The sequence below is a fragment of the Kitasatospora sp. NPDC050543 genome (assembly GCF_044457565.1).
In the GTDB taxonomy this organism is placed as follows: Bacteria; Actinomycetota; Actinomycetes; order Streptomycetales; family Streptomycetaceae; genus Kitasatospora.
Genome location: NZ_JBITGZ010000006.1, coordinates 290385 through 304696, shown reverse-complemented (window position 1 = coordinate 304696; position 14312 = coordinate 290385). Strand labels below are relative to the sequence as shown.

Below are 14312 nucleotides of genomic sequence, written 5' to 3'. Positions count from 1 at the left end.
GAGGCGGGGCGCCGTCGCGCCGGGCGCGTCGGCGGACGTGACGACCCGCCGGGCGGGCCGGGCCGGGGCCGGCGTGTGAGGTGGGACACAAACCGGGCATGAATCAGGCCCGGCCACCCTGATGCTCCCGGCATCGGGCGCGGTCCCTGGTTACCCTCGCGGGAGGGCACCTCGCGGTGCCGGCCCTCGGAACGGACGGAGACGGAGCGTGGCACGCACCCCCGGCCAGGCGGCCCGGCGCGACCCCGACAGCGCGGCGGCAGGCGACTGGGAAGGCGTGCGGCTGCACGTCGTCAGCGGCAAGGGCGGCACCGGGAAGACGACGGTCGCCGCCGCCCTGGCGCTGGCTCTCGCGGCCGAGGGCGGACGGACCCTGCTGATCGAGGTCGAGGGCCGGCAGGGCATCGCCGAGCTGTTCGGCATCGCCGCACTGCCGTACGAGGAACGCCGGATCGCCTCCGTGTCGCCCGCTCAGCTCGGACTGCCCGGGGAGGGCGGCGGGGAGGTCTTCGCACTGGCGATCGACACCGAGCAGGCGCTGCTCGAGTACCTCGACATGTTCTACAAGCTCGGCCGGGCCGGCAAGGCCCTGCAGAAGGTCGGCTTCGTCGACTTCGCGACCACCATCGCCCCGGGCGTGCGGGACGTCCTGCTCACCGGCAAGGCCTGCGAGGCGGCCCGCCGCAAGGGTCCGGACGGCCGCCGCGCGTACGACGCGGTCGTGATGGACGCGCCGCCGACCGGACGGATCACCAGGTTTCTGAACGTCAACTCCGAGGTGGCCGGGCTGGCCAGGTTCGGGCCGATCCACGGACAGGCGCAGGCCGTGATGCGGGTGCTGAAGTCCCCCGAGACGGCGGTGCACCTGGTGACCCTGCTGGAGGAGATGCCGGTGCAGGAGACCGTCGACGGCTTCACCGACCTGCGGGAGGCGCAGCTGCCGGTGGGCGGGGTGCTGGTGAACATGGTTCGGCCGCCGTTGCTGGACGCCGCCGCGGTGGCGGCGGTGAGCGGCGACCACCGCGAGGAGGTCGCGCTCGCGCTCGGCGAGGCGGGCCTGGGCGGACGTTCGCGCAGCGCCCAGGCGGTGCGCACCGCGGTGGAGCCGCTGATCGACCCGCTGCTGGAGCAGGCCCGCGAGCACGCCGAGCGGGTCGAGCTGGAGCGGGCGCAGCGGGCGGACCTCCAGCAGCTCAAGCAGCCGACGTACGAGCTGCCGCTGCTGGGCGAGGGCGTGGATCTGGGCGGGCTGTACCGGTTGGCGGGCGAGCTGAAGCGGCAGGGGGCGGCATGAGCGGCGGCACGGGTGGCAGCGCGCACGGCGGCAAGGGCGCGGCGGCACAGCGGACCGGCGGGCTCAAGGGCACCTCGCTGGCGGTCGACCTGCTGATCGACGACCCGGCGACCCGGATCGTGGTCTGCTGCGGCTCCGGCGGCGTCGGCAAGACGACCACCGCGGCGGCGATCGGCCTACGGGCGGCGGAGCGCGGCCGGAAGGTGGTCGTGCTGACCATCGACCCGGCCCGCAGGCTCGCCCAGTCGATGGGCCTGACCGAGCTGGACAACACCCCCCGGGTGGTCAAGGGGGTCAACGGCGACGGCGAACTCCAGGCCATGATGCTCGACATGAAGCGGACCTTCGACGAGGTCGTGCTCGCCCACGCCGAGCCCGAACGGGCCAGGGCGATCATGGAGAACCCGTTCTACCAGTCCCTTTCGGCCGGCTTCGCGGGCACGCAGGAGTACATGGCGATGGAGAAGCTCGGCCAGCTGCGCGCGGCCGACGAGTGGGACCTGATCGTCGTCGACACCCCGCCCTCCCGCTCGGCGCTGGACTTCCTGGACGCGCCGAACCGGCTGGGCTCCTTCCTGGACGGCAGGCTGATCCGGGTGCTGACCGCGCCGGCCAAGGTCGGCGGGCGCAGCGCGATGAAGTTCCTGAACGTCGGAATGGGGCTGCTCACCGGCACCCTGGGCAAGATCTTCGGCGCCCAGCTGCTGACCGACGTACAGACCTTCGTCAGCGCCATGGACTCGATGTTCGGCGGCTTCCGTGAGCGCGCCGACCGCACCTACCAGCTGCTGAAGGCACCCGGCACGGCGTTCCTGGTGGTGGCGGCCCCCGAGCGGGACGCGCTGCGCGAGGCCGCGTACTTCGTCGACCGGCTGGAGGCCGACCGGATGCCACTGGCCGGACTGGTGCTCAACCGGGTGCACGGCTCCGGCGCCCCGCAGCTGACGGCGGCGCGGGCACTGGCCGCGGCCGAGGCACTGGAGGAGAACGGCTCGGAAACCGCCTCCCCCGAGGCCGAACTGCTCGCGGCCGGACTGCTGCGGCTGCACGCCGAGCGGATGCAGATCATGGCCAGGGAACGGCGGACCCGCGACCGCTTCGTCTCGGTGTACCCGGACGTGCCGATCGTCGAGGTCGCCGCGCTGCCCGGGGACGTCCACGACCTCGACGGGCTGCGCGCCATCGGCGACCGGCTCAGCGCAACCACCGCAGGCTGACCCGCCGGGCGGCGGCCGGCCGCTGCCGGCCTGCGCGGGGCGCGGGCGCCGGCGGCCGGGGAGCGCGCGGTCAGCCCGCCTGCGCGTAGTCGGTGAGGATCACGCCGGTGGCGAGGGACTCCTCGTACTCCGTGCGCGCCGTCTCCAGCAGTCTGCGCCACGACATCACGGTCGGCCGGCGGCGCAGCAGCGCCCGACGCTCGCGCTCCGTCATACCGCCCCACACTCCGAACTCCACCCGATTGTCGAGCGCGTCCGCCAGGCATTCGGTGCGTACCGGACACCCGCTGCACACCGCCTTGGCGCGGTTCTGCGCCGCCCCCTGGACGAACAGTTCGTCCGGATCACTAGTGCGGCAGGCGGCCTGCGCACTCCAGTCGTCAACCCAGCCCATGCCGGCGCCGTCCTCTCCCGAATCGAGGCTCCCCCACGGCGGCAACGGCATATTCACCGTTGCCAGTTGAGGACGTTACGGAAGAACGACAGGTTGCAACAGCCCCTTCGGGCTCAATCTCGAATGACCCGATTGGACTATGGGTACCGGTCAGCTCACTCGTTGGAGTGATCGCAGGTCGCAGGCCTTGTCAAGGCCTCGGGGGCCACCCTCGCCATGCCGGTCGTAACAGAGCGCGACGGACGGCGGGCATACCTGTGGCACCAATCACCCAAAATTCGGACGATTCAGGCAATCCTCATCACTCACAAGAGTGATGAGGATTGACGCAGCGAACCTGTCGCAAGCTTGTGACAAGCCTAGGCGAACACCTGCCCCCATGTGCGGTATTCGGAGACGTAGGGTTCTCCCCATGGCACCGAAGCGCCCTATGGCATCCCAGCCCCCAGGAAACCCCGGAGCTCCGCGCGGCCAGCGCAGCGGCTCACCGTTCGACCACGCGAGCAACGGTGTGAAGTTCCTGGCCGTCAGCGTGCTCTCCGGAGTACTGCTGGCCGGTATGGCGCTGCCAGCCGTGGGGGCGCTCGGGCTGACCGCCAAGAGCACCGCAGAGAGCTTCGAGAACATCCCGGACGACTTCAAGACCCCGCCGCTCTCCCAGGCGTCCGTGATCTACGACGCCAAGGGCGGCGTGATCGCCAAGGTCTACGAGCGCGACCGCACCGTGCTGACCGCCGAGCAGATGGCGCCGATCATGCGCAAGGCGCAGGTCGACATCGAGGACGCCCGCTTCTACGAGCACGGCGCCGTCGACCTCAAGGGCGTGCTGCGCGCGGCCAGCAAGAACGCGGAGAGCGGCACCGCCGCCCAGGGCGCGTCGACGCTGACCCAGCAGTACGTCAAGAACGTGAACGTCGAGAAGGCCGGTGACGACGTCGCCGCCGTCCAGGAGGCGCAGCGCAAGACCCTGGGTCGCAAGATCCAGGAGCTGAAGTACGCCATCAAGCTGGAGGAGGATCTGACCAAGGACCAGATCCTCACCAACTACCTGAACATCACGTTCTACGGGCACCAGGCGTACGGCGTCGAGGCCGCCTCGCAGCGGTACTTCAGCAAGAGCAACAAGGACCTGACCATCCCCGAGGCCGCGATGCTGGCCGGGCTGGTGCAGAACCCCACGGCGTACGACCCCGTGCTCCACCCGGAGGCCGCGCAGAAGCGCCGCAACGTGGTGATCGACAAGCTGCTGGAGAACAAGCACATCAGCGCGGACGAGGCCAAGGCGGCCAAGGAGGCTCCGCTCGGCCTGAAGTACAAGGACCCGCAGAACGGCTGCATCACGGCCAACGCGGGCATGGGCTTCTTCTGCGACTACGTCCGGCACGTGGTCAAGCAGGACCCGGTCTTCGGCAAGAACGCGGCCGACCGCAAGAAGCTCTGGGACCAGGGCGGCCTGAACATCTACACCACCCTCGACCCGGACAAGCAGGCCGCCGCCCAGAACGCGGTGACCACCAAGGTCTTCGTCACCGACCCCGTCTCGGCCGCCGCCACCATGGTGGAGCCGGGCACCGGCAAGATCCTCGCCATGGCGCAGACCCGGCCGTACGGTCTGGACCCCAACAAGAACCAGACCGTCGTCAACCTCAACGTCGACGCGGCGATGGGCGGCGGCAACGGCTTCCAGCCGGGCTCGACCTTCAAGCCGATCGTGGCGGCCGCCGCCCTGGAGGCCGGGCTCTCGCCCACGCAGGAGTACACGACCGAGAACAAGATCGAGTACCCGACGATGAAGACCTGCGACGGCGTCTGGAAGAACACCTCGAAGCCCAAGGTCATGGTGCCGAACGAGAGCAAGGACGAGGTCGGCGCCTTCCAGCTCAAGCTGGCCATGGCCAAGTCGGTCAACACCTACTTCGTCGAGATGGAGAAGGAGATCGGCCTCTGCCCCGTCAAGCAGATGGCCAACAAGCTCGGCATCACCACCAAGGCCAGCGGCAAGCCGCTGGAGGAGGTCCCCGCCATGGGCCTCGGTGTGGAGGAGATGAGCCCGCTGACCATGGCGAACGTCTACGCGACCTTCGCCGCGCACGGTAAGTACTGCACCACGGTCGCGATCAACAAGATCACGACGGTGGACGGCAAGGACATGAAGGTCCCGGCCAGCACCTGCAGCCAGGCCTTCTCCGACAACACCGCGGACGCCATCAACACCATCCTCAAGGGCGTGACCGAGAAGGGCACCGGCTCCTCGCTCGGCCTGGAGGGCGGCCGGGAGATCGCCGGCAAGACCGGTACCTCGGACGGCAAGAAGGCCGCCTGGTTCACCGGCTACACCCCCCAGCTCGCCACCTCGGTCTGGCTCGGCGGTCCGGCCGGCGGTGTCGAGATGAAGAACATCAAGATCGGCGGTGCCTCCTACAAGGAGGTCTTCGGCGCGACCGGCCCCGGCCCCATCTGGCAGCTGGCGATGAACCAGGCCCTGCGCGGCGCGCCGATGCAGACGCTGCCGATGATGGACATCCCCGACCCGCAGCCCAAGCCCGACCCCAACGCCACGGCCACCCCGCCGCCGGCCGGGGACGCGGCTGCGGCCGGCGGGAACCCCGGGGGCAACCCGGGTGGCGGCATGATCGGCGGCGGGTTCACCCTCCCGCCGGGCATCATCGGCGGCAACCCCGGCGGCGGCAACGGGAACGGCAACGGGAACGGCAACGGGAACGGCAACGGCAACCCCGGTGGCGGCGGCCGCTGACCCGGTGCGGACATGAGTGAGGGGCGCCCCCGGTTGGGGGGCGCCCCTCACTCATGTCCCGTTCGGGTGTGCCGCTCACGTGTCCCGCCTCAGGTGTGCCGCTCAGGTGCGCCGCTCAGGTCCGGGCGGGACTCATGTCAGCAGGCGGTGGGCCGAGGATCAGCCCGAGGTCAGCGCGGCCTTCACCACGGCGGCGACCCGGCCGCCCTCGGCCAGCCCCTCCACCTTGGGCTTCACCAGCTTCATCACCGCGCCCATGCCCTGCGGTCCGGTCGCACCACTCGCGGCCACGGCCTCGGCCACGATGGCCGCCAGCTCCTCGTCGGACAGCTGCTCGGGCAGGTAGCCCGCCAGCACCTCGCCCTCGGCCCGCTCCCGCGCGGCAGAGTCGGTACGGCCGGCCGCGTCGAACGCCTCGGCCGCCTCGCGGCGCTTCTTGGCCTCCCGGGCGAGCACCTTCAGCACCTCGGCGTCCGACAGCTCGCGCCTCTCCTTGCCCGCCGCCACCTCCTCACCGGTGACCGCGGACAGCGTGAGCCGAATGGTGGACGAGCGGAGCTCGTCACGAGTCCTGATGGCAGCCGTCAGGTCCTCCTGCAGCTGCTCCTTGAGCGTTGTCATGCGGCCGAGTCTCCCACTTCAGGGGCCATGCCGCCTCGGATTAACCCCCGCCACGAGATTCGCCGAAGAAAGTTTGAAACCACCGTCACCGCCGACAAGAGCGCCACCGTCGTCGCCGAGGACGACAAGAGCATCACCGTGAAGTCCCTCACCACCGAGCTCAAGGGCCTGCCCAGGACCGCCGTCGCCGGCGGCGCCCCCATCGACTTCGACGTCGTCGTCACCAACCCGAGCCCCTCCAACTACACCAACCTCAGCAACCTCATCTACGCCGAGCCCCAGACCACCCTCCAGGTCCAGCAGGCCGACGGCAGCTGGACCAAGCTGACCGGCGTCCCCAGCACCCAGCCCGGCGGCCGCGTCCACTACTACCTCGACGGCCACGACTCCACCCTCGCCGCCGGCGCCACCATCACCAAGCACGTCCGACTCACCTACGCCGCCGACACGCCCCTCGGCGACTCCTACGTCATCCCCCGCATCCTGGTGAACGAGGGCACCGACGCCTACGGCACCCCGATGGGCCCGCAGGGCACCGCCATCAAGATCGTCTCCGCGAGCACCGTCGTCGTCCCGGCCTCCGACACCACCACCACGGCCACCGCGACCACCGCCACGGCCGTCGGCGCCACCGTCCGCACCACTGGCACCACCACCGCCCTGGCCTCCACCGGCCAGCTCGCCCAGACCGGCTCCGGCGGCATCACGGCGGCCGCGGCCACCGCGTTCGCCCTGCTCGCCTCCGGCCTCGGCGCCCTGTGGCAGGTCCGTCGCCGTCGCTCCGCCTGATCCCGCATGACCCGTACCACCTGATCCCCCCACCGCCGCTGCCCGGCGTCCCGCGCGGACGCCGGGCAGCGGCGGCTGGCGCGGGTGGCGGCGGTCGCGGGTGGCGGCGGTCGCGGCGGTCGGCGCCCGTCGCACTGCGCCGCTGTGGGCCATCCGGCCCGATCGGAGCGCCGTCCGTGTCCCCCCGGGTGCACCGGCCGTTCACCCGCTGATCCACCGTCTGAGAGCATGGACCGATGCGACCGCTGTACTCCGTCCCCCTCGGAATCGCCGCCACCGGCGCCGCCTGCCTCGCCTACTCCGCCGGATACGAGGTCCGCTCCTTCCGGCTGCGCCGGGTCGAGGTGCCCGTCCTGCCCAAGGGCGCCCGCCCGATCCGGGTGCTCCAGGTCTCCGACATCCACATGGTCACCGGGCAGGGCAAGAAGCAGCGCTGGCTGCAGAGCCTCGCCGGGCTGCGCCCCGACCTCGTGGTCAACACCGGCGACAACCTCTCCGACCCGCTCGGTGTCCCCGCCACCCTCGACGCGCTCGGGCCGCTGATGGAGTTCCCCGGCGTCTACGTCTTCGGCTCGAACGACTACTACGGCCCCGCCCGCAAGAACCCCGCGCGCTACCTCTCGGCTCTGCGCAGCGGCGTCCACGGCCTGAACAACCCCGACGGCACCGGACGGCGGGGCATCACCGGCGCCGTCCACAACCCGTGGGAGAAGCTGCGCGACGGCTTCGACGCGGCCGGTTGGCTGGATCTCACCAACGCGCGCGGCCGACTGCCGATCGGCGGCCTCGACATCGAGTTCACCGGCCTGGACGACCCGCACATCCGCCGCGACCGGTACGCCGAGGTGGCCGGCGGCCCGTCCGCCGACGCCGACCTCTCGCTCGCCATAGTCCACGCGCCGTACCTGCGTGTCCTGGACGCCTTCACCGCCGACCGCTACCCGCTGATCCTCGCCGGGCACACCCACGGCGGCCAGCTCTGCGTCCCCTTCTACGGCGCCCTGGTCACCAACTGCGACCTCGACGCCAAGCGGGTCAAGGGCCTCTCCACCCACCAGGCCGGCGGCCGCCGCTCCCACCTGCACGTCTCGGCCGGCTGCGGCACCAACCGCTACACCCCCGTCCGCTTCGCCTGCCCCCCCGAGGCCACCCTCCTTACCCTGCTCCCGGTCGCCTGACCACAGCCTTGACCTGCTGCTGACCTTCCGCTGACCTCCCCCGAAGGCTCGCCGGGTATCGGATTTCGTCTCCCGGCGAGCGTCCGGTAGAGTTCTACTCGTTGCACCGGGGACGGAGGCAACGCAAGCAGGACCGGGGTGTGGCGCAGCTTGGTAGCGCGCTTCGTTCGGGACGAAGAGGCCGTGGGTTCAAATCCCGCCACCCCGACCCAGTAGTACGAGATCAGGGCCCTATCGGAGAGATCCGGTAGGGCCCTGATTCGTTGTGCGTGACCAACTGCGTGACTAAGGCTCAGGGTCCGTCCCGAACAGGTTCATCCATGACTACCGCGCCAGTCTGGATCACGGGCCGGATCTGCTTCCGGTAGACCTCCTCGGTGACCGCCGTGCTGGAGTGCCCGACGAGCCGCGACCGGGAGGGTCCCGCCGCGATACCGACGTCGTGCCCGCCCATGGACCAGCAGCGTCCGGCACGTTCCTGGTCGATGGTGGCGAGGGTCCCCCACGAGCCGACCGGCGGGCGCTTCTGACCGGGCTTCAGGGCGGGGAGCCGTGAGAATGTCCGGGGCAGGCTGTCGGTGCCCGCAGACGACGGCGAAGTGAACCGTGGTTCAGCTGTCGCCGCCCCGGGGCTCCAGGTCGCCGATCACTCCGACCCGGATGCCGAGCCACGGATAGGTGAGGCTGAAGAACACGTTGTCCTGAGGCTGAAGTCCGACCGCGGAAGGCCACATCTGGAACGCGCCCGCGTTGGATACACCGCCGTGCGCACGACGCCAGATCCGTGCGGAGTCGCCTCCGGTCGGTGGGGGTGTGATCGTGTCAGTCCATTCGACCGCGTTGCCGCCCTGGTCGAGGGTGCCCCACGGTGAGGTGCTCCTCGCCTGGCCGACCGTGCTGAGGCTGCCCTGGTAGAGGCCGGCGTAACTGACGGGATCCAGTCCGAACGGGTTGACGGTGGCGCAGACATCGGGCTGCACCTCGCCGGGGCACCAGGTCGGCGCCGGCTGGCCGGTGGCGTGGTACGAGGCGAGTGGCTGGGTCGCCGCGTTGACGACATCCCCGTTGGTGGGGTTGAGGACCGTGGGGGTGGGGGCGGTCGCATCGCCGTCGCCGAAGACTCCCGGATTGGTCGGGTACTTCCAGTAGGAGTGGGTGCCGCCGCCGTTCGGGTCGTAGTAGGCCGCCTTGATCCACTCGTCCTGGCTCGGTACGACGAAGCCGGAGTCATGGGCTCGGGTCGCGTCCGGCCGGGCGAGGTCGTACATCCCACGCTCGGTCTGTCGCGACAGTTCGACCTGGTACGTGACGTAGTTGAAGCCGTTGCTACTGCTGTCCTGCCTGGAGATCAGTCGGCCGTTGTAGAGCGAGTTGACGAAGCGCGCGGCCTTCAGGAAGTTCGCGAAGCCGTACGGCTTGTCCGCCCATTCCGGATACGCCACGGAGTAGTGGCGGCCGGCGCCGGCACCGGCGGAGAAGTCGATCGGGCCGTACTTCGGCCACGCAGACGAGCTCTCGGTCCTGTCGTAGAGGCGATGGGGGTCCCGGCCCTCAGGATCGACCGTGTTCAGGAAAGCCACCCACTCGGCGACTGTGACCTCCAACTGCCCGATTTCGTAGGGATCTCGGACGGCGCCGACCATCAGGCAGTCGCTCGACGTGGGAGGGGCGTCGGCGCACGTGCGGTAGACGGCGTCCGTGAACGGGACGACGCCTACCGCGGGGTTACCGGGCGCACCGACTTTGGCGGTCGTCACGGTGATGACCGCACCCCTGCCGTGGGTGCCATGGTCGGGTGAGAGCGATTCGGCGGCAGCGGCCCTGGAACCGACCATCGCGTGCGGAGCAAGCAGGAGCGACACTCCGCAGGCCGCCAGAACGGCCCTGCTGAGACGAGTTCGGCTGAAGACGACGTGCATGGGCAGACCCTTTCGGCCCTGGCGGCTCGCCCGTGGCCGCAAGCAGCATGGAGCGGCCCGACGATCACAACAGCGGGTAACCATAAGCTACCCTTTCCGTTACTCTCCGCACTTGCAACACGGCGGAGCCCGGGCTTCAAGTCCGTCAGCCATTCACCGGCAGAGCAGCGAGGTACAGCAGCGAAGTACAGCAACCGCGCCGCCCACAGACGACCGTCAGCGCATCTGACACCACCTCTGACCAGCACAGATGACCTCACCAACCACCCCGCCCGTGATTCGGGACGAAGAGGCCGTGGGTTCGAATCCCGCCACCCCGACCCAGTAACACCAGCTCAGGGCCGGTGTCCTTCACAGGACACCGGCCCTGACTGCTTCTCCGGTCACCCCGCGGGAGAACGCGTCGGCGCGCCCCGCCCGACGCGTGGCGCCGATGACGGCGCCTCAGCTGCCCGCCTCCGGGGCCGCGCGTGGCGTGGCCCAGCTGCGAGTGAGCCATCACGCCAGCCACCGCCGAGCCGGTACCGCACAGCACCCCAGGCTGCGGACCACCGCGAACGTCCACGGGCTGACACCCCCCCCGGGGGCCGCCCCGCCGGCCCGGGGGGCGCCTCCCCTCCGCGGTCGGGGCCTACCGCCGCGTCACCCGGTCGTTGCGGCGCAGCTGCCGCAGGCGCTCCTCGAAGTTCGTGTGCGCCGCCTTGGACATGACGTGGGCGCGACCGGCACCGTCAGGGGACGGGGGCGGGTATGCGTACGGGTACGAGGGCGGGTATGTCGGAGCACCGGGCTGTGGCGGGATCCACTGTGCCGGGTAGGGCCATGGGCCCGGCCCCGCACCCTGCGGCGTGGAGCGGCTCCGCTGTTCCTGTTCGAGCACCACCACCAACTCGTCCCCGAAGCCCAGGCCGGTCGCATAGTCGTCCGCCCGGACCTCGGCGCGGCGGCGGAGCCAGGCGACGACCAGCGGGCCGACTGCGGCGGGCAGCACCAGCCACCACATTCCCTCGATGAACGTCAGCGCGAAGAGGAACTGCACGAGGATCAGCGAGAGGCAGCCGCCGCAGGCCATGCTCGACTTGTTCTTCGAGCGGAGCAGCCTGGACAGTCCCACGAGGGTCCACCGCCAGATCATCCGGGCCGGCAGCGCGTACCAGTCGGCCAGCAGACCCGCCCAGGTGTGACCACCCACGTGGTGGCCCAGCTCGTGGGCGAGGACGGCGGCCAGCTGGGAGTTGGTCAGCCGGTCCAGCGCATGCCGGGTCACGGCGACGATGTGGCCGGCCGCCGCGGTCGCGTTGAGTTCCGTACGATCCTGGATCCAGAGCTCGTACGTCCCGTGCCGAACCCCCGCCCGGCGGGTCACCTGCTCCCACACCACGTCCAGGCGCTGTGCGTCCGCCGGGTCGGGGCGTCGCATGCCCAGCAGATGCCGGGCGATGGCGGCCTCGGCGGGTCGGTGGAAGACCAGGAAGCCGGAGAGCAGCCACAGCAGCGTCATGACCAGCCCGACCACGGGATTGATCATCGAGAACACGAGTGCCACCACGAAGAGGCTGATCAGCGCCGTGGGCAAGGTCACCGCGAGTTGCGAGAGGGCGGCGCCGTCCACACCTCGCTGACGAGCCCTCAGATGGGTGCGTCCCGATTGCAGCGCCAGGTCGTCATGCTCCGGGGCGACGTCAGGGCGGTGGGAGGGCTGCGGCGGCGCCGCGACGGCGGGTTCGCCGGTCGGCATGCCGACGGGTGCCATGGGCGGATGGCCCGGCCCTGCCGGGGCCGCCGTGGGTGGCGGCGCTACGGGTGGCGGCGCTACGGGCGGCGGCGCTACGGGCGGAGGTGGTTCAGGCGGAGGCGGTGCAGGCGGCGTCGCCAGGAGGGCGGCGGCTGGTGTGCCGGGGTACACCGGTGGGTCCTCGGGCCGCATGAGGGCCTCCGCGCCCGGATACTCGGGTGGCGCCGACGCCACGGCCTCCGAGCCGGGGTATACCGGCGGCGTCAGGTCCATCGCCCCAACCTGCGACGACGGCTCGCTGGGATGGGCCGGCGGCAGGTCGCCGGGGTAGGCGGGCGGCAGGTCATCGGGGTACGCGGGTGCGGTGCTTCCCCGATCAGGAGCGACGGCTTCGCCGGGGTAGGGCGGAGGGCCGTCCCAGGGGTAGGGCGGCGGGGCCTGGGCGCTCCGGCCCCGGTCCTGGTCGAGGTCGAGGTCGAGGTCGAGGTCGAGGTCGGGCTCATGGGCGGGCATGGCTGTGCGTCTCCTGGGTGGCGTCAAGGTAGCGTGCGGATCAGCCGGCGAGCAGGGAGCCCGGCAGCAGGACCAGCGCGGCCGTGAAGCTGGCCATCCCGACCCGCAGCCACCAGTACTTTCCGGCGACGATCCGGCTGTTCTCCGTGAGCGAGGTGAGGATCGCGGCCTGCGGGGCCCGCTCGGTCTCCCGCAGTGCCTCTTCCAGCGCCGAAGGCCCGTGACCGGCCGCGCTGCGGATGTCGGCGAAGTGCGTGAGGGGCATGCCGGGCCGCCAGGCTCGCGAGCGGTACCGCGGCATCACCGCCATCAGCAGCGCACCGAGCGAGGCGAGGAAGCCGACCGCGCCCGTCCACCAGAGGACCTGTCCGGGCGAGGTCAGCGAATCGGGGCGCCACCCACCCGAGGTGAGTACGCCGACCAGCACCGCGGCGGCCATTCCCTGTGCGCCCACCAGTACCGAGCCCTTGGTGTCCGCCCTCGCCACCTCCTGTCGAAGGTCCGCGAGGAGCCGCTCGGCGGTGGCGAACTCGAAGCTCTGCGCCGGAGCGACCGGCTCCGGCTCCACAGCCGTCACGGGGCGGGCGGCGCAGTCGGGACGCGGTACCCGAAGACGGGGCCTGCGTCCTGCACCGCCACGCCGCGAGCGCCGAGGAGGACATCGGGACCGGCGGTCGGGGCCGCCCCGGGGGCAGCGGTGTCCGGGGCGGCGGCCTTCGCCTGCTCCACCGGGGAACCCGCGGCACCCTCGCCGGCCTCCGCCCGGCCGTCGCCGGCCTCTGTGGGCGGCGGACCCTCCACCGCGGGCCTGCTCGTCGGCCCCATCGGCGCGAGCTTGGCGCTCAGGACCTCCCTGATCACGTTCGCCGCCAGCCGGCGCGGCTCGTCCAGCTGATGCTCCTCCAAGCCGCCGGGACCGCCGCCGAGCGCCTGCATCGCGACCTGCAACTGGTTCTGCATGGCGCGGAGCTGATCCTCGCGGAGGTTCTCCATGACCAGACGCGCGTCCTCCGGGCGCCGGGCGAGCTGGAAGGCCATCGCGCTCGGCCCGCCCCGCTCCAGGTAGTACGCGTAGTACTGGATCTTCTTCGCTTCGATCTCCTGCAGCTCCAGCTCCTGCTGACCGCGGACCAGCTGCCGCTCGTGGTCGAGGTTCTGGCTCTGCAGGTCCATCAAGTGCTGGTACCTGCCCTGGGCGAGCTGGCGCTCCGCCGCCAGCTCGGCCTCCTTCAGGAGCAGCGAGTGCTGCGGGTCGAGCTTCTGCCGGGTGAACTCGATCTCGCGCAGCTCCCGCGCGTGATTCAGCGCCTCCTCGTCCCGGCGGATCTGGATGCCGCACCGAACGTGCAGTCCGGCCGCCGCGCCCGGCGGGGCGGCCGCCCGGAGCACCTCCTGCGACTCCTTCTCGGCAACCGCGCTGTCCTCCATCGCGTACCGGCGCAGCACCGGCCGTACGAGACCGTCCACGTGCCGCTGCACCATGGCGGCCACGTCGCGCTCACCGCTGGCGACGAAGGCGGCCGGGGCCACCACCTGCCAGTCACAGGTCAGCGAGACCTCGAAGAGGAAGGCGTCGTTGCTGCTCGGCAGGCTGAGGACGGCGGCCACCTCGTGCAGGCCCATGTCCAGCTCGTAGACGCTGGTCCAGCCGCGGGTGGCGAGTTCGGTGCGGCTCGGGCGGCTGGGCGGCAGGTAGGTGTCGAGGCCGCCCTGGGCGGTGGTGAGGACCAGGGCGTAGTCGATGCGGGTGACACGCAGCGGCTTGAAGCGCGACAGCTCCTGGATCGTGACGACCGGGTCGACGAGCTGCGAGTGGCGGTTCACGTTCTGCTGCCACTGCGGTGGCCGGCTGATCATGGCGTTGCTCTCCTTGGGACGGTCCTGACGTGGCCGGCCG

Annotated in this window: 11 protein-coding genes and 1 tRNA gene; 6 read left to right on the top strand and 6 right to left on the bottom strand. The window is 71.1% G+C overall.

Annotated elements, in window-relative coordinates:
• Nucleotides 1–208: 208 nt before the first annotated feature.
• Both ACIBH3_RS10695 and ACIBH3_RS10690 read left to right on the top strand, forming a co-directional pair.
• A complete protein-coding gene (locus tag ACIBH3_RS10695; protein ID WP_396311562.1) occupies nucleotides 209–1294 on the top strand; it encodes an ArsA-related P-loop ATPase in 1086 nt (361 codons plus the stop codon).
• Nucleotides 1291–2511, top strand: a complete 1221-nt coding sequence (locus ACIBH3_RS10690) for an ArsA family ATPase (protein WP_396311561.1) — start codon at nucleotides 1291–1293, stop codon at nucleotides 2509–2511. Before ACIBH3_RS10695 ends, ACIBH3_RS10690 begins: the two co-directional genes overlap by 4 nt.
• 70 nt (nucleotides 2512–2581) lie before the next feature.
• Here the strand turns inward: ACIBH3_RS10690 and ACIBH3_RS10685 are convergent, their stop codons facing one another.
• Entirely contained in the window at nucleotides 2582–2905 is a 324-nt protein-coding gene (locus ACIBH3_RS10685) for a WhiB family transcriptional regulator (RefSeq protein WP_033333275.1), read from the bottom strand.
• 430 nt (nucleotides 2906–3335) lie between these two features.
• Here ACIBH3_RS10685 and ACIBH3_RS10680 point away from each other — a divergent pair, with 430 nt between their 5' ends.
• Nucleotides 3336–5660 (top strand): transglycosylase domain-containing protein, encoded by a 2325-nt coding sequence (locus ACIBH3_RS10680; RefSeq protein ID WP_396311560.1) that lies wholly within the window; start codon nucleotides 3336–3338, stop codon nucleotides 5658–5660.
• Between the two features lie 159 nt (nucleotides 5661–5819).
• Here the strand turns inward: ACIBH3_RS10680 and ACIBH3_RS10675 are convergent, their stop codons facing one another.
• The gene (locus ACIBH3_RS10675; RefSeq protein ID WP_396311559.1) at nucleotides 5820–6281 is read right to left on the bottom strand and encodes a GatB/YqeY domain-containing protein; all 462 of its coding nucleotides are present in this window, start codon (nucleotides 6279–6281) and stop codon (nucleotides 5820–5822) included.
• Between the two features lie 27 nt (nucleotides 6282–6308).
• On the opposite strand from ACIBH3_RS10675, the gene ACIBH3_RS10670 reads away from it, so the two are divergent.
• The 3 genes from ACIBH3_RS10670 to ACIBH3_RS10660 all read left to right on the top strand — a co-directional run bounded on the left by ACIBH3_RS10670 (nucleotide 6309) and on the right by ACIBH3_RS10660 (nucleotide 8456).
• Nucleotides 6309–7070: a hypothetical protein gene (locus ACIBH3_RS10670; protein ID WP_396311558.1), complete on the top strand. Its 762-nt coding sequence runs from the start codon at nucleotides 6309–6311 to the stop codon at nucleotides 7068–7070.
• Nucleotides 7071–7306: 236 nt separating this feature from the next.
• The gene (locus ACIBH3_RS10665) at nucleotides 7307–8248 is read left to right on the top strand and encodes a metallophosphoesterase (protein ID WP_396311557.1); all 942 of its coding nucleotides are present in this window, start codon (nucleotides 7307–7309) and stop codon (nucleotides 8246–8248) included.
• A gap of 134 nt (nucleotides 8249–8382) precedes the next feature.
• A tRNA-Pro gene (locus tag ACIBH3_RS10660) sits at nucleotides 8383–8456 on the top strand.
• A 403-nt stretch (nucleotides 8457–8859) separates the two neighbouring features.
• Here the strand turns inward: ACIBH3_RS10660 and ACIBH3_RS10655 are convergent.
• The 4 genes from ACIBH3_RS10655 to ACIBH3_RS10640 form a co-directional block, all read right to left on the bottom strand.
• The gene (locus ACIBH3_RS10655; protein ID WP_396311556.1) at nucleotides 8860–10005 is read right to left on the bottom strand and encodes a hypothetical protein; all 1146 of its coding nucleotides are present in this window, start codon (nucleotides 10003–10005) and stop codon (nucleotides 8860–8862) included.
• Between the two features lie 793 nt (nucleotides 10006–10798).
• Entirely contained in the window at nucleotides 10799–11920 is a 1122-nt protein-coding gene (locus ACIBH3_RS10650) for a M48 family metalloprotease (RefSeq protein ID WP_396311555.1), read from the bottom strand.
• A 535-nt stretch (nucleotides 11921–12455) separates the two neighbouring features.
• Nucleotides 12456–12992, bottom strand: coding sequence for a Pycsar system effector family protein (locus tag ACIBH3_RS10645; RefSeq protein WP_396311554.1), 537 nt, complete (start codon nucleotides 12990–12992; stop codon nucleotides 12456–12458).
• Nucleotides 12989–14272 carry a PE-PGRS family protein gene (locus tag ACIBH3_RS10640; protein ID WP_396311553.1) on the bottom strand — a complete coding sequence of 428 codons (1284 nt, stop codon included), beginning with the start codon at nucleotides 14270–14272 and terminating at the stop codon, nucleotides 12989–12991. Before ACIBH3_RS10640 ends, ACIBH3_RS10645 begins: the two co-directional genes overlap by 4 nt.
• Nucleotides 14273–14312 lie beyond the last annotated feature (40 nt).